General features: G+C 43.9%; 14 protein-coding genes. All 14 read left to right on the top strand.

Translation table 11 applies throughout. The features are described from left to right. The first annotated feature begins 105 nt into the window (after positions 1 to 105). On the top strand, positions 106 to 1,326 hold the full coding sequence (locus VTAP4600_RS20035) for a ParA family protein (protein ID WP_102524547.1): 1,221 nt from the start codon (positions 106 to 108) through the stop codon (positions 1,324 to 1,326). 3 nt (positions 1,327 to 1,329) lie between these two features. Next, a complete protein-coding gene (locus VTAP4600_RS20030; protein ID WP_102524546.1) occupies positions 1,330 to 2,304 on the top strand; it encodes a ParB/RepB/Spo0J family partition protein in 975 nt (324 codons plus the stop codon). Positions 2,305 to 2,438: 134 nt separating this feature from the next. Then, positions 2,439 to 4,541, top strand: a complete 2,103-nt coding sequence (locus VTAP4600_RS20025) for a tRNA(Met) cytidine acetyltransferase TmcA domain-containing protein (RefSeq protein WP_102524545.1) — start codon at positions 2,439 to 2,441, stop codon at positions 4,539 to 4,541. 436 nt (positions 4,542 to 4,977) lie between these two features. Continuing rightward, complete coding sequence (locus VTAP4600_RS20020) at positions 4,978 to 5,241, top strand: STAS domain-containing protein (RefSeq protein WP_102524544.1); 264 nt, start codon at positions 4,978 to 4,980, stop codon at positions 5,239 to 5,241. 21 nt (positions 5,242 to 5,262) lie between these two features. Then, on the top strand, positions 5,263 to 5,622 hold the full coding sequence (locus tag VTAP4600_RS20015) for a response regulator (RefSeq protein WP_102524543.1): 360 nt from the start codon (positions 5,263 to 5,265) through the stop codon (positions 5,620 to 5,622). Between the two features lie 50 nt (positions 5,623 to 5,672). Beyond that, complete coding sequence (locus tag VTAP4600_RS20010; RefSeq protein ID WP_102524542.1) at positions 5,673 to 7,862, top strand: chemotaxis protein CheA; 2,190 nt, start codon at positions 5,673 to 5,675, stop codon at positions 7,860 to 7,862. A gap of 11 nt (positions 7,863 to 7,873) precedes the next feature. Further along, on the top strand, positions 7,874 to 8,374 hold the full coding sequence (locus tag VTAP4600_RS20005) for a chemotaxis protein CheW (protein WP_102524541.1): 501 nt from the start codon (positions 7,874 to 7,876) through the stop codon (positions 8,372 to 8,374). A gap of 3 nt (positions 8,375 to 8,377) precedes the next feature. Beyond that, a complete protein-coding gene (locus VTAP4600_RS20000; protein WP_102524540.1) occupies positions 8,378 to 8,842 on the top strand; it encodes a chemotaxis protein CheW in 465 nt (154 codons plus the stop codon). Positions 8,843 to 8,853: 11 nt separating this feature from the next. Continuing rightward, positions 8,854 to 11,274: an aerotaxis transducer Aer2 gene (gene aer2 / locus VTAP4600_RS19995; RefSeq protein WP_102524539.1), complete on the top strand. Its 2,421-nt coding sequence runs from the start codon at positions 8,854 to 8,856 to the stop codon at positions 11,272 to 11,274. Next, complete coding sequence (locus VTAP4600_RS19990) at positions 11,259 to 12,122, top strand: CheR family methyltransferase (protein ID WP_102524538.1); 864 nt, start codon at positions 11,259 to 11,261, stop codon at positions 12,120 to 12,122. The genes aer2 and VTAP4600_RS19990 overlap by 16 nt, the downstream gene beginning before the upstream one ends. A gap of 7 nt (positions 12,123 to 12,129) precedes the next feature. Beyond that, the gene (locus VTAP4600_RS19985; protein ID WP_102524537.1) at positions 12,130 to 12,771 is read left to right on the top strand and encodes a chemotaxis protein CheD; all 642 of its coding nucleotides are present in this window, start codon (positions 12,130 to 12,132) and stop codon (positions 12,769 to 12,771) included. Continuing rightward, positions 12,771 to 13,823: a protein-glutamate methylesterase/protein-glutamine glutaminase gene (locus tag VTAP4600_RS19980; RefSeq protein WP_102524536.1), complete on the top strand. Its 1,053-nt coding sequence runs from the start codon at positions 12,771 to 12,773 to the stop codon at positions 13,821 to 13,823. Before VTAP4600_RS19985 ends, VTAP4600_RS19980 begins: the two co-directional genes overlap by 1 nt. Before the next feature lie 22 nt (positions 13,824 to 13,845). Further along, positions 13,846 to 15,003 (top strand): methyl-accepting chemotaxis protein, encoded by a 1,158-nt coding sequence (locus VTAP4600_RS19975; RefSeq protein ID WP_102524535.1) that lies wholly within the window; start codon positions 13,846 to 13,848, stop codon positions 15,001 to 15,003. A 9-nt stretch (positions 15,004 to 15,012) separates the two neighbouring features. Beyond that, positions 15,013 to 15,312, top strand: a complete 300-nt coding sequence (locus VTAP4600_RS19970; protein ID WP_102524534.1) for an STAS domain-containing protein — start codon at positions 15,013 to 15,015, stop codon at positions 15,310 to 15,312. The last annotated feature ends 11 nt before the right edge of the window (positions 15,313 to 15,323 follow it).

Raw genomic sequence — 15,323 nt, 5'->3', positions numbered from 1 at the left:
CCATTTAAATGTGATTTAACTCTAAAATGTATGTGCACCTTTTTATTGTTATAAGTCATTAATTCTGTACAATTGAACGCAGGTAATTTTTACGGATAGATAATAATGAAACGAGAAAAGACGATAGAAAGCCTGAATCGACTTGCGGAATTAACACAGCAAGTACAAGCAGACCGTATTGAGATTGTATTAGAAGAGCGAAGTGATGATCATTTTCCGCCGATGTCTAAAGCATTAATGGAAACTCGCTCTGGTTTGACACGTCGAAAATTAGACGAAGCAATCAACAAGCTTGAGGCGGAAGGGCACCAGTTTACTAAGAACAACGCTAATCATTATTCTATTTCACTGCAAGAAGCACATATGTTGATGGATGCGGCGAACGTACCGAAATTTCATGAGCGTAAGCAAAGCAGCAATAACAAGCCTTGGATTGTAAACGTACAAAACCAAAAAGGTGGTACAGGTAAGTCGATGACGGCTGTGCATTTAGCGGCTTGTTTAGCACTAAACTTAGATAAGCGTTACCGCATTTGCTTAATCGATTTAGATCCTCAAGGTTCGTTACGTCTTTTCTTAAATCCTCAAATTAGTATTTCAGAGCACGATAACATCTATTCTGCTGTTGATATCATGTTAGATAATGTGCCAGATGACGTTGAAGTAGACCGCGAATTCTTGAAGAAAAATGTCCTACTTCCGACTCAATACCCAAATCTTAAAACGATTTCGGCATTCCCTGAAGACGCAATGTTTAACGCAGAAGCGTGGCAGAGCCTTTCTCAGAATCAGTCATTGGACATAGTTAAACTGTTAAAAGAGAAACTTATCGACAAAATTGGCGATGAATTTGATGTCATTATGATTGATACCGGCCCTCATGTTGATCCATTGGTTTGGAACGCCATGTACGCGTCAAATGCACTATTAATCCCTTGCGCGGCAAAACGTCTAGATTGGGCATCAACGGTTAACTTCTTCCAACATCTACCAACGGTTTACGAGATGTTCCCGGATGATTGGAAGGGCTTGGAGTTTGTACGTTTGATGCCAACCATGTTCGAAGACGATAACAAGAAGCAGGTTTCTGTTCTTACAGAAATGAACTACTTGCTCGCTGATCAAGTCATGATGGCGACGATTCCACGTAGCCGAGCATTTGAAACCTGTGCGGATACCTATAGTACAGTCTTTGATCTGACGGTTGGTGATTTCGAAGGGGGTAAAAAGACACTTTCTACGGCCCAAGATGCGGTACAGAAAAGTGCATTAGAATTAGAACGCGTGCTTCATAGTCATTGGGCGTCGCTGAATAAGGAGTCTTAACAGATGGCAATTAAAACATCAGATCTAAACGCTAAACTGTTTGGAAAAACGAACAAGCGCCGCGCGACCTCTCCACAAGAAGCGCAGACAGCGGTAAAAGAAAAAGCGAATGTAATTGAACTGGCTGTTGCTGGTGAAGACTTAGTATCGTTTGAATTAGTACGCATTCCAGCAGCAGACGTTGCAACGAAAACGACCGTTTTTGCGGAAAATTCGCGTGAGCAATCCTTTTTAAACCCGCATGCTTTGTCGGATATTTTATCGACTCTAGAAGAAAGAGGGCAACAATACCCCGCTGTCGGACGCAAAAACTCGGATGGAACGATTGAAGTTCTTGATGGTAGCCGTCGTCGTATGTCATGTATTTTGGCGAACAAAGACTTCTTAGTTTATGTTGCTGACGACATTAACTCTAACCATGCTAAGTTTCTTTCCGATGTTGCCAATGCACACAAGCCGTTGTCACTGTATGAGCGTGGCCGAGAAATGCAGGCCAAGCTGAATAGCCATGAAGCGGAAGATCAAAAAGCGCTGGCGCAAATTTTTCAGTGCAGTGAAGCATTGGTGAGTGGTGCATTAAAAGCGGCGGCATTGCCTCGTGAACTTTTGCAGGCTTACCCTAATGTGAGCGATCTAGGACGCCCAACAATCGTAAAGCTGCATAAACAGTTTTATTCATTGAGCGACTCTGAACGCACTATTTTACTTAAGAAATGCCACAGTGCGAACGGATACGTTTGGCAACAGAGTCAGAGCCACGGTGTTGCACGCATTACAAAAGAAGTAACCGAGCAAATTGAAGCCTGGATTGAAGAGTTAAAACCAACGCCTGTTAAAGAAAAGCCCAATAAAGTCGAACTTGTTAAAGGGCTTGCTAACTACACTCGCAAAGGCGATACGTTAGCTATTAATCTAAAAAAGGTCGACGATAAGACGATGGCCGATATCTTGAGCTTCCTTGAAGACAAAATGAAATAGCCCATTTCTAAAAATTGAACCTTTATCTACAAGCCGCATTTTTTGCGGCTTTTTTTATGCCTGTGCTATTATCGCGACATCATGCTGAGATACCGATTTTGGCTTAACTTTAATAAGTAATACGTGAGTTTCCCATGCAACTTGATTATCTGATTGCGTTATCGACACAAGCAAAACAGCGCCACCACCGATTCGGCATTGAATTAATCGGAAGCCAAGAGTGGTCTTTAGAGCTTATTGAGCAGTTTTTGCAGCATGAAGGTAGAACTAATACATACAAGTTAGGTGGTGAAGCGGTGACATGGGCAAAGCCGTTTCCTAAAAATGGTGGGGCTCAGATTCTAGGTCATGACGTCGATTGCGTTGTTTACGATGCCATTGATGGGCTAGATGCCAATAGCTTAACCGCCAGCGCAGGAACAATTGTTGGCGGTGGCGCGTTAATTGTTATAAACCGACATTCTCGTGAAAGCCATTCTGGTCATAGAACTGGGCAGAATGAACCGGGGCAACAATGGCTGGATACGTGTTTCAGCAAAACTAATCAAATAAGTGAAGATGGCTTTCCTTCAAATCCCGTTTCTCAAGACAAGCGACATCTCAAAGACAAAACCGCAGCGCTTGCAACCATTACCCTGACCGAGGGTGAGGCAAAAGAACCAACATCCATCGATTACTCAGACCAGCAAGAATCAATCGCAAGAATCTGCAAAGTCGTAGAGGGCCATCGAAAGCGTCCGTTTGTATTAACCGCTGATCGAGGTCGTGGCAAAAGTGCCTCGCTAGGTTTGGCCGCTGCGTTATTGATGAAAAAAAGAGATATGTCGATTCTCGTTACCGCGCCATCCCCTAAATCAGTCAATACGCTTTTTAAGCATGCGGAGCTAAATCTTGAAGGGGCGGTGCGAACAAAGCATCAACTAACGTATCGAAACTCAAGTATCCAATTTGTCGCCCCTGATGAATTGCTCTCATCACGACCAAGCTGCGATTTATTATTAGTGGACGAAGCGGCCGCCATTCCCGTTCCAATGCTAAAAGAAATCACCGCTCAGTATCATCGCTTGGTTTTTTCGAGCACGGTTCATGGTTACGAAGGCTGTGGTAGAGGTTTTACTATTCGTTTTTTACCTTGGCTTGAAAAAGCACGACCAGGTACTCACACCTTACATATGTCGCACCCGATGCGTTGGGCTAAAAACGATCCTTTAGAGAACTGGCTTTTCGATAGCTTTCTTTTGAATGCTGAATTACCTAAGTTAGCTACCGGCAATTCGAATTGTTTGCCCGAATTTCGTTTGATTACTCAAAAGGAACTGCTCTCGGATACGGAGTTACTTCGAACGTGTTTTTCTTTGCTGGTTAATGCGCACTATCAAACATCGCCTAATGACTTGTTGCACCTTTTGTCTGACGGGAGCGTTGTATTATACGGCGCATTTAAACTTGGAAAATGCGTTGCATGCATTACAACGGTAAAAGAAGGACGGCTAGAAGCTGATGTAATCGATGATGTAGCAATAGGAAAAAGACGACCGAAAGGGCACTTAGTTCCAACGACCATCGTTAATCATCTCGGCTATTCTGAAGTAGGCAAGTTTCACTGTCATCGAGTGATGAGAATTGCGGTGCATCCTTTACTACAAAGACAGGGTATTGGTTCGCAGTTTATTGGTTGGCTAGTGTCTGACGTTGAGTCGGATGACGCTTATGTCGCGACGAGCTTTGGCGCTAATTCTTATCTACTCGATTTTTGGATTCAATGCGGTTTCCAGCCGATTTGGCTTGGAAGTAGTAAAGATCAAGCCAGTGGTTGTTTTTCAGTATTGATGGTTCATATTGCAAGTCAGACTCCGCATCGTTGGGCAATGGAATGTCAGGCGTATTGGTTACAACAATTTGTAGTCTTGCTAGCAAGTACCTATCGTAACTTAGACGCCGGTATCGTGACACGTTTACTTAATTTTGCTACGAGCACGCCACTCACCGACAGAGAGTTAAATCACTTACGTAATTATGTCTCGGGTGGGGCTAGCATGGATTCCATTATCGCTATCGGTCGTAAGTTGCTTTTGAACGCGAATACTCTTCATGACCAAGCGCCTCTCACTGTGGCTTTCTTTCAATTGCAAGATTGGTCTTATCTTTGTTCTCACTTTGGCTTTTCTGGCAGAAAGCAGGCCGAGTTGGAAATTAGAAAGTCACTGAGCGAATTACTCAGTCAATTTACAGTGTAAAGTGACTGAGGATTTACAGTGTAAATTGATTATTGAATTTAGCCATACGCTGCACTTTTGCATTTTTACGATTCAAACTAGTAAAGCCATCTTTATGCATGAGACGAAATTTACACTGTAAATTGAAACTAGCGTTCGTCTCATGCGACATATATTTCTCAAGCTCAGATTATCTTCAACAAAAATTTGAGCTTGCGAGATAAATACTTTTCCTCAGCAGCCACATATCAACCACCCCTGATGTTTACTACCACTGAACAGTGGTAAGTCAATAAATAGCAGTAAACACCTTTCTCAAAAATTCTTGCTTGAGCTCACATTTAGCAATGCTGTATCAGTTTCATATTCTCTAATTTATTGATTAATGGGAAAGCCTGCCTACACTCAAATAAAGCGTCAATATAATAATTAGCTAGGTAATGGTTAGGATCGATACATGCAATGTCAATTAGATGAATCATTAGAAATCAGTAATGTCCTAAATTCAAAGATTGAATATCAACAATGGCTTGATAATCATGAACTGCTCATTATAGACGCCTCGTCGGTATCAAGAATAGATGCGGCAGGCCTTCAAGCGCTCGCCTCCTTATTCTTAACGGCAAAGCAAACTCATACAGAAATCCGGTTGATTAATGTGGCAGACAAATTATCAGACGGTATCGAGTTGCTTGCCCTTACCAATATATTTGAAAGTTAGCAGAACAGTTAGGGGTCATTAATGACGAAGATACTAGCAGTAGACGATTCAATCTCGATCCGTCAGATGGTAAGCCATACATTGATGGACGCAGGTTACGAAGTAGAAACTGCAAACGACGGCAGCGACGCTTTGAAGAAATCACAGATGAAAAAATTTGATGTCGTTATCTCAGACGTCAATATGCCAATTATGGGTGGCTTTGATTTAGTCCGAGCCATTCGTTCCAACCCTCAATATAAGTTCATTCCCATTTTAATGCTTACTACCGAAACCAGCATTGAGAAAAAACAAGAAGGTAAATCCGCTGGAGCGACGGGTTGGCTGGTAAAACCTTTCAACCCAGACACCTTGCTCAAAACAATTAAGCGAGTGATTTAAATTTTCGCGAAGAAACAGAATGACATTATAAGAATAAAAAGGACCTCGTCATGGCTTTGGACATGGACCAACTACGAAAAATGTTTTACGAAGAGTGCCGCGAAAACCTCGAGGTACTTGAAACCATTTTATTGGGGCTAGACCCAAATGATGTTGAACAGGAAACCATAAATACGATTTTTCGCGCTGCTCATTCCATTAAAGGTGGGGCGGCGACGTTTAACTTGTTCGACATCAGCGAATTCACTCATTCTGTTGAAGCGTATTTAGATGAAGTACGAAATCACAATATGGAGTTAAGTGCCCATAGTGTCGATGTACTGCTTAAATCTGGAGACTGTATTACCGAGATGCTTGAAGGCCATGAAAATGGCCAGCCGGTTGAAAGTGAGCTCAAGCAAAGCGTCACCGATTCCCTTGGCTGCCTTCTCAACGGCGAAAACAAAAGTGCATCTAAGCCATCGCTAGCGACTCAAGCATCGTTAACTACGCCTAGCGAACAACAAACCAATCCCAATGAAAGTCATGATCCCAACAATGAATCCGCAAACTCCAATTGGCTAGTTGAGTTTGCTCCTCATCGTGATTTATTTTTCAGTGGTAATGATCCGCTAAGAATCATTGCGGAAATTAGAGAGTTGGATCAGCAAGCGAGCATTGTTTGCAAAAGTGCCAAATTACCCGATCTGGCCGAGCTTGAAGCGGAACTGTGTTATTTAAGCTGGAGCATGGAGATTTCTGGCGATGTAGAACAAGAAGCATTGATAGAAGTGTTTGAATGGGTTGAAGACCAATGTGAGTTGAGTATTACCAAAGCCGAAATTACGGAGTCAGAACCTTTACCTGCTAATTCATCATCGCAAGCGTCAAATCCTTCAAGCGCTCAGAGCAATACCTCAGAGCCCAGAGACTCGGAATCAAACAACACGGAACTAAGTCACTCTCAGGGAGAAAATACTCAACTCAATAGCACCGCAGAACCAGAAAACAAATCAAATAAGAAAGTGCCTGCGAAAACCAATAAAGCAGAAGGTGCGGTAAGTTCTATTCGAGTAGATATAGACAAAGTCGATAGCCTAATTAACTTGGTCGGCGAGTTGGTGATCACCCAGTCTATGCTTACCGAAATCGGTAATGACTTTACGGAAGATAAGTTAGAAAAGCTCAAGACAGGGTTAGATCAGCTGCTTCAAAACAGTAAAGACTTACAAGAAAACGTGCTCAACATTCGAATGCTCCCGATGAGTTTTGCGTTTAGTCGTTTTCCTCGGCTCGTTCGCGATCTCACGGGAAGGCTGGGCAAGTTAGTGGATTTGCAAATTAAGGGCGAAAGCACAGAGCTGGATAAAACCGTGCTAGAACGTATCGTGGATCCCCTAGTGCACTTAGTACGTAACGGCATTGATCATGGGATAGAGATGCCGGATGTCCGCAGTGCTCAAGGCAAGCCCGATATGGGGGTCATTGAGCTGAATGCGTTTCATCAAGGTGGGTCAATCATCATTGAAGTGAAAGACGACGGCGGTGGTATTGATTGCGACAGACTATGGCAAAAAGCCTTGGATAAAGGTGTGTTACCCAGCGATTCCAAGCGTGAAGAAATGAGCGACCAACAAGTCGTTAATCTAATATTTGCCCCTGGTTTTTCTACCGCGGATGAAGTCTCAGATATTTCTGGGCGTGGCGTCGGCATGGACGTAGTAAAACGTAACATTGAAGAGCTGGGTGGCAACATTGAAGTGGAATCTAAATTGGGATCGGGCAGTTCATTTACCATCAGCTTGCCGCTCACTCTCGCTATTCTCGATGGCCAGCTCGTTAAAGTTTCTGGGCAAGTTTATATCATTCCGCTATTGACGATTGTTGAGTCTATTCAAATTGAATCAGATTGCATCAAGCATGCCTCTGGTGGCGTTGAACTCTACCGGCTGAGAGATGAAAACATCCCATTGCTGCGGTTGCATGAAGAGTTCGAAATGGGAGAAAGCGGTGATCTTGAAGGACACATTATGTGTTTGGTGGAAGGCGCAGGGAATAGAGTGGGCCTCTTAATCGACGATTTACTGGATCAGCAGCAAGTGGTAATCAAAAGCCTGGAGTCAAATTATAGCAAAGTACCGGGTATTTCAGGTGCCACAATATTGGGTGACGGATCCGTCTCCTTGATCCTAGATATTCAAGGATTGATCACCTCCTTTTTACGAAGACACGTTGATAGCAACGGTGGTCTCGCTGCATAAGGAGCTGCGAAATGGAATTGACAATGAATCAAGATAACCACAGCTTTATCGATAATGAGATCAGTGAAAACGCAGACTTCTTAAGTTTCAGTTTGGCCAATGAGCTTTATGGGGTCTATATCCACGATGTTGAAGAAATTCGAGTGTGGGAAACACCCACTCCTATCCCTAGAGCACCACAGTTTGTTAAAGGGGTAATTAACCTCAGAGGCATGATTGTTCCGGTGATTGATCTGCGTTCGCGCTTTAACGTTGGGGAGTGCACTTACCTTGCCACTACGGTAGTGCTGGTATTAAGGATTGTCATTAATGACAACGAACGGCTGATGGGGCTTGTTGTTGATGCGGTAGCCGATGTGGTGAGCCAAGGGGATAACGAGCTTACCGTTCCTCTTGGGGAATCCCAAGTAACCCCATTCATTCTTGGTTTACTCAATGTTGAAGAACAAGTGATGTCTCTTCTCGACACAGAAGCATTGTTGGATATGGACACGATTTTAAAGGCTAGGTGAGTCATGGCAGCGCAAGAGTATTTAAGTTTTATATTGGACAGCGAAGAATACGCAGTACCGATATTAGATGTCAGAGAGGTGAGAGGGTGGAGCAATATTCGTACTGTTCCTAATTCTCCGGATTTTCTACATGGTGTGTTAGAGATCCGCGGCGAATACGTGGCCATTGTTGATCTAAGAAAACGGTTCGGACTCGAGCCCGCCGTTATTAACGCAACAACGGTGGTGATAGTGCTTAATGATGGTCATGCACAGCCACTAGGAATCATTGTCGACGCGGTTTCTGAAGTGTATGCCCTTAATGAAGAGGACATAAAACCCGCACCGAAAATGTCACTAACATTCAAAGAAGCATTCATTGTTGGCATTGCTTCTGCAAACCAGACACATGTCATTCTAATAAACTTAGAGGCTCTATTCGACGTTACTGAGCTTAACCAACTAACAGAAGAAAAAGCGCTCATTTAAGAGGTGAATCCATGGCTTTTTGGAATAGAAAACAAGAACCTGTCGCAGAACAATTTGCTACCAAAGCATTAGACAGTCTAATGGAGCAACAGGCTCAGAGTTCAAAAAAAACGATCGGCTACGATCAACTCATGTCGGCTTTAGACGTTGCTCAAACCGCTTTAATGATGATCGATCGCGATTTCAAGATTACCTACTTGAATAAACGATCTTTGGCGCTTCTAGTACAACACGAAGCGTTGTTTCAATCTGTGTGGCCAGGGTTTAAAGCGACAGAAGAATATTTGATGGGTTACTGCATTGATGGCTTCCATGCTAATCCGCAGCATCAGCGCCAAATGATGGCCAACCCGAATAACATGCCACATACCGCTACAATCGATATCAAAGACGTGCAAATCGAGCTGAATGTCGGGGCGATTATTGATACAGAGGGTAATTACGTTGGTAACACACTGGAATGGTCCGATGTAACCGAATTGCGCAAACAGCAGTTAGAAGTATCGCAATTGCGTTCTGCGGTCGACCAAGCGCAAACGGCCATGGTAACGATTGATCGCGATTTCATCATCACTTACTACAACAGAGAAACATTAGCGCTGTTTAAAAAGCACGAAGAGAAATTCCGCACCGTATGGCCAGGCTTTACCGCATCTGAAGAATGGTTGATGGGGCGCTGCATTGATGATTTTCATGCAAGACCAGAACATCAAAGACAAATGTTGAGTGATCCGAGCAATCTGCCTTATCGCACTGATATTTCCGTTTCCGACATCAAGATCGAATTGAATGTGGCTGCTGTAATGGATGCCCAAGGAAACTACGTTGGCAACTCTCTAGAGTGGCGAGATGTGACAGATGCTCGTGCAAATGAAGAAGAAGTTGGACGTTTGGCTTCAGCAGTCGCAGGCATGACCACCAATTTGATGATGGCCGATCAAGACGGGATCATCCGTTACCTTAACCCTGCGGTCTCTAAATTAATGAAGGATAGGGAAAGAGAACTAAAAGAGGCATTGCCTGGTTTTAATGCCGACAAACTGGTTGGTCAAAACATCGATGTTTTCCATAAAAATCCAGCGCACCAGCGTGGGATCATTAACAACCCTGATAACTTGCCTTTCTCCTCCAATGTAAAAGTGGGGACGTTAGAGTTCAACCTAACGTGTATTGCGATGTTAGACAGCAATGGCAACTACATGGGGCCGGCATTACAGTGGCAAGATATTACAGAGCAGCAAGATGGGCAGCGCCAAGTCGAGGCTCTTATCCAAAAAGCGATTGATGGCGATCTCGGTCAGCGAATAGATACATCAAAATACAGTGGCTTTATGTCCGAGTTAGGCGATGGCATTAACAGCTTGTTAGAAGCCATTGTAGAGCCTGTGAGTGAATGTATAGAGGTCATGAGCCGAGTTGCTGACGGTAATCTGAATACTGATATGAACGGTGAAAATAGTGGTGAGTTCGGAAGACTTGCCGATGCGGTTAACACGTCCATTCTGAACATTCGAAACATGGTAGAAAAAATCACAACCTCTTCAGCACGAGTCGCAACCGCTTCAACCGAAATTGCGGAAGGCAATAATGATTTGAGCCAGCGAGTCGAGGCTCAGGCGTCCAATTTGGAAGAAACCGCCGCCAGCATGGAACAGATGACCTCAACCGTTAAGCAAAATGCCGAAAATGCAAAAGGCGCAAATGCCCTATCTGACGACGCAGCAGCTAAAGCGGGTAAAGGTGGTGCGGTTGTCGGCCAAGCAGTATCAGCGATGGCAGAAATCAACAACGCAAGTAAGAAAATTGCCGACATCATTGGCGTAATTGATGAAATTGCATTCCAAACCAATTTGTTGGCCTTGAACGCTGCAGTTGAAGCGGCGAGAGCGGGTGAACAAGGTCGAGGATTTGCCGTCGTTGCAGGAGAAGTTAGAAACCTAGCTCAACGAAGTGCCGCAGCTGCCAAAGAGATCAAAGGCCTGATTAATGACAGTGTCGAAAAAGTGGATGAAGGTTCGCGTTTGGTTGACGAATCCGGTGATACACTCAATGAAATCGTCGACGCTGTGGCGAAAGTCTCTGAGTTGATTACGCAAATTGCGCAGTCTAGCCAAGAGCAGGCGACAGGGATCGACGAAATCAGCCGTGCTATCGCAACCATGGATGAAATGACCCAACAGAATGCCTCTTTGGTCGAAGAAACGTCAGCGGCGAGCCAATCATTGAAAGATGAAGGTAAAGACTTACTGAGCCTAATGAACTTCTTTAGTAGCGACCAAAAAATTGCCACGCTAAATCAGCCGCCTGCCTCGAATAAAGGCACACAACAATCAACAGTTAACGTAAGCAGTATTCGTAAAAAGCCTTCGACTAAGGCCGTGAATTCAGGCATTCAGTTGAGCGAGGATGGCGACGAATGGGAAGAATTCTAGACCAAGCGTCTAATACGGTTGATCCACTGGAAGGCCGGGAATTTGAATTAACCAATGATGACTTCAAATTTATCCAGTGGTTTATTCACAAAAACGTGGGTATTTTTCTTTCCGATAAGAAAAAAGCTATGGTGTATGGTCGCATTAGTCGTTTATTGCGTGAACATGACCTGCAACGCTTTAGCCAGTACCGAGAGATTATTGAAGCTGACGACAACGAAAAAATCAACTTCATCAATAATATAACGACCAATAAAACGCATTTTTTCAGAGAAATGCACCATTTTGATTACGTGACTCGCGTGTTGGTTCCACGTTGGCAAAATAAGAGCGGAAAGAAAGTACGAATTTGGTCGGCTGGTTGCTCTACCGGCGAAGAGCCTTACAGCTATATGTCGTTACTGGCCACGTTGGGATTACTGGATAATGGCATGGATATTCGCCTACTCGCTTCTGATCTCGACACCAAAGTATTGGCTCATGCCAGAAAAGGGGTGTACCCAGAAAAGAGTTTAGAAAGCATCCCTGAACAGTTTTTAAAGTCATCTTTTGTGAAAGGGAAAGGCGTTCAAAGCGGCAATATTAAAGTGAAAGAAAAGCTGCAACAGCACATTACATTTAACCAACTAAATTTATTGGCAGAATGGCCGATCAAACAAAAATTTGATCTAATTTCGTGTCGAAATGTGATGATTTATTTTGATAAGCCGACACAAGAAACTCTGATCCGCCGATTTTATGAGCATCTAACCGATGATGGCGTTCTGTTTATTGGGCATTCTGAAAGTGTTGGGAATTGTACGGATATCTTTCGACATATTGGCCACACCATTTATTTTAAGCAATGAGGCTGCCATGAAGGAACTCACCAGCCGGATGCAAACTCATTCGACTCAATTTAATCGGTTTTACCACCAGCACAAAAAGATACATATGGTGAAGGTAATGCCGGGAGGCGTGTATACCTCAAATGAGGAAGAGATCATCTGCACAGGACTTGGATCTTGCATTGCCGCGTGTATGTGGGATCCCGTGGCAGAAGTCGGGGGAATGAACCATTTCTTGTTACCTTTCAATAATAGAATAGAACAAGATCATTGGCATCCAACAGAGATCATTTCTACGGCGTCGCGCTATGGCAACAACGCAATGGAGATGCTAATAAATCAACTACTTACAGCAGGAGCTGAGCGCTCACGAATCAAACTAAAACTGTTTGGTGGTGCGCAAATGTTAGGTAAGTACGCCATGATTGGCGAAAAGAACATCGAATTTGCGCTTAGTTACGCTAATGCAGAGCACTTTGATATCGTTTCCAAAGATCTTGGAGGCTTAGAACCAAGGAAAATCATGTTCGACCCACTTAATGGCCGAGCATGGGTCAAGAGAATTCGATTCGCTGAAGTCGAGCGCGTGAAACAAAGCGAAGCGGAATATGCTCATCAATTGGATGAAGAGAGTCATCGCAATCACGACGATGACGTGGAGTTGTTCTAATGAATAAGCCAACAAAAGTAATGATCGTTGATGATTCCCCCGTATTTAGAGCGCTATTAAACGAGATCATCAGCTCGGATCCTGATCTGGAAGTTGTCGCAATGGCAGAGGATCCGTACGAAGCGAGAACAATGATCAAACAATGTAATCCTGATGTTCTGACGTTAGACATTGAGATGCCGAAAATGAATGGTGTGCAATTTTTAAAAAACCTGATGCGTTTACGGCCAATGCCAGTGGTGATGATTTCCACCCTAACTCAGCATGGTGCAGAAGCGACGCTTCAAGCGTTGGAACTTGGTGCCGTAGATTACTTTCCAAAGCCAAGCGTTGATAACCCCGCGCAGATGGTGAAATACAAACAACTGGTCAATGAAAAGGTAAAAATCGCCGCACAAGCAAATGTAGGCAGTCAGCAGACTAAGGCCGAGCCGATATTAGTAGAGAAGTCTATAAAAGGTCTTGGGACTGGGTGCGAATTGATAGCGATTGGCGCATCCACAGGCGGTACGGAAGCTATTCGTCATGTACTGAGTGCGTTGCCAGATAAGCTTCCCCCTATTGTGATCACTCAACATATCAGTGAACTTTTTACCGCATCCTTTGCTCAGCGATTAAACCGTACCAGTGAGGTTAAGGTGAGTGAATTGCAACAGGAATCCACGCCGTTGATTCATGGTTGTGCGTATGTTGCTCCCGGTAACCAGCATATGGTTATCGTGAAACGCAAGGGTCACTATTACGCAGAGTTAGACGATAGAGCGGCGGTGAACAGACATAAGCCGTCGGTTGATGTGATGTTTGATGCGATATCCGAAACGGTCAAACAAAAGTGTATCGGGGTTATTTTGACTGGAATGGGTCAAGATGGCGCGAAAGGCATGCTTAAAATGAAGCAAGCCGGGGCGTTTACTATCGCCCAAGATGAGCACACATCGGTCGTTTGGGGCATGCCTCGAGTTGCGGTAGAAATCGGTGCGGCCACTCAAATAGCACCACTTGATAAAATTCCAAAAATGATCTGTGATGCTTTAAAAAATACCAATAACTAAGCCACCGATTAAGGTGATAAAAATGAACAACAACCATCAGTTAGCTAGAAAAAAAATCATAACCATAGCAGTACAAATCGGGGTGTTGGCGGCTGCCGTGTTTTTGTCTATCTCTGGGCAAGCCATCGCGCTTATGTGCGTGCTTATTGCTTTGCATTGGAGCCTAAACCGACAAAGCGGGCAGAATAACGCGAATAGACTGCCTTCTTCGGTGAAGCAAAGTGATGAGCGAGAAGGCACTCAAGTGGTCAATGAATTACTGCGATACGAAGTCACACATATTAGTGACGCCCTAACAAAGCAATACCAAGTCACCAACGAGTCGGTCGTGACGTTAAACGATAGTTTTTTTGGTCTGCAAGAGTTGTCTAAAACTCAAAACCAAGTCTCAGAGCAACTGGTCAGTAATTTCCTTGCTAATGAAAACAGCGAATATAGCTTGACCACGGTATTGCCTAAAACAGAAAAAATAATCAGCCAGTACATCGACATATTGATCAGCGTGTCAGAACGCAGTATTTCTGCGGTTCATAGCATCCATGACATGTCGAGTAAGCTGGACAAGGTGTTTGGCTTACTCGATCAAGTCAGGGGCCTGTCAGAACAAACTAACCTACTGGCTTTAAATGCTGCAATAGAAGCTGCCAGAGCGGGCGAATCGGGCCGAGGGTTTGCTGTGGTGGCCTCGGAGGTTCGCAATTTGTCGGTGCGTTCAGAAGAGTTGAATAACTTAATTCAAGCAGAAATAAATATCGCGCAAAGTACGATAAAAGAGGCAGATAAGACCGTAGGAGAAATTGCCTCGATAGACATGACGATTGCCATTGAGTCAAAAGATCAAGTTGAAGATATGCTGCAAGGTGTACAAAAAACGAATACCGAGGTTCGTACAGAGGTCGATAGGCTACGGGATATTGGAGGTCAATTAGCGCAACAGGTCGGGAATGGCATTCGTGCTTTGCAATTTGCCGATATCGTATCGCAGCAAGGAGAGCAGGCGATGAAAAGCGTGACTTTGCTTGATGAGTTAACAGAACAAATAGAGAGTTACCAACAAGGCCAAGTATCGATGTCAGAATTCATTGGCACGGTTTCAGAGTTTAAAACAAGGGCGAAGAGTCGCGGTGAAGCGGCTGCACAGCAATCAACCATTGATGAAGGCGCAGTTGAGCTTTTTTAGAGAGGTTTTATGTCAGTAACAAGTGAAGTAGATAACAGTCAACGACGTGTAACAATATCCATTGAAGGCGCGTTTGGATTCAATTTGGTGCATGAATTTCGTCAAAGTTATGCCGAACAACAAAACTATAAGTTTGTGGTCGATTTTCGTAAAGTCGATTACATCGACAGTGCGGGATTAGGTATGCTATTGAATATGCACAAGTATCTTAGGCAGTCCGACGGTGAAATCATCATTGCTAACAGCATGCCTCAGGTCAAAAAAATATTATTGATCTCTCGGTTTGATAAAAAGTTTTGTATTGAGTAACCCTCGTCGGT

Source organism: Vibrio tapetis subsp. tapetis (assembly GCF_900233005.1).
Taxonomy (GTDB): domain Bacteria; phylum Pseudomonadota; class Gammaproteobacteria; order Enterobacterales; family Vibrionaceae; genus Vibrio; species Vibrio tapetis.
This window is presented reverse-complemented; position numbering and strand designations above follow the sequence as displayed.

Coding starts and splice junctions, on each gene's coding strand:
- VTAP4600_RS20015 (WP_102524543.1), top strand. CDS start 5,263: ATGACGAAGATACTAGCAGTAGACGATTCAATCTCGATCCGTCAGATG.
- VTAP4600_RS20020 (WP_102524544.1), top strand. CDS start 4,978: ATGCAATGTCAATTAGATGAATCATTAGAAATCAGTAATGTCCTAAAT.
- VTAP4600_RS20005 (WP_102524541.1), top strand. CDS start 7,874: ATGGAATTGACAATGAATCAAGATAACCACAGCTTTATCGATAATGAG.
- VTAP4600_RS20035 (WP_102524547.1), top strand. CDS start 106: ATGAAACGAGAAAAGACGATAGAAAGCCTGAATCGACTTGCGGAATTA.
- VTAP4600_RS20000 (WP_102524540.1), top strand. CDS start 8,378: ATGGCAGCGCAAGAGTATTTAAGTTTTATATTGGACAGCGAAGAATAC.
- VTAP4600_RS20025 (WP_102524545.1), top strand. CDS start 2,439: ATGCAACTTGATTATCTGATTGCGTTATCGACACAAGCAAAACAGCGC.
- VTAP4600_RS19975 (WP_102524535.1), top strand. CDS start 13,846: ATGAACAACAACCATCAGTTAGCTAGAAAAAAAATCATAACCATAGCA.
- VTAP4600_RS19980 (WP_102524536.1), top strand. CDS start 12,771: ATGAATAAGCCAACAAAAGTAATGATCGTTGATGATTCCCCCGTATTT.
- VTAP4600_RS19970 (WP_102524534.1), top strand. CDS start 15,013: ATGTCAGTAACAAGTGAAGTAGATAACAGTCAACGACGTGTAACAATA.
- VTAP4600_RS19990 (WP_102524538.1), top strand. CDS start 11,259: ATGGGAAGAATTCTAGACCAAGCGTCTAATACGGTTGATCCACTGGAA.
- VTAP4600_RS20030 (WP_102524546.1), top strand. CDS start 1,330: ATGGCAATTAAAACATCAGATCTAAACGCTAAACTGTTTGGAAAAACG.
- VTAP4600_RS20010 (WP_102524542.1), top strand. CDS start 5,673: ATGGCTTTGGACATGGACCAACTACGAAAAATGTTTTACGAAGAGTGC.
- aer2 (WP_102524539.1), top strand. CDS start 8,854: ATGGCTTTTTGGAATAGAAAACAAGAACCTGTCGCAGAACAATTTGCT.
- VTAP4600_RS19985 (WP_102524537.1), top strand. CDS start 12,130: ATGAAGGAACTCACCAGCCGGATGCAAACTCATTCGACTCAATTTAAT.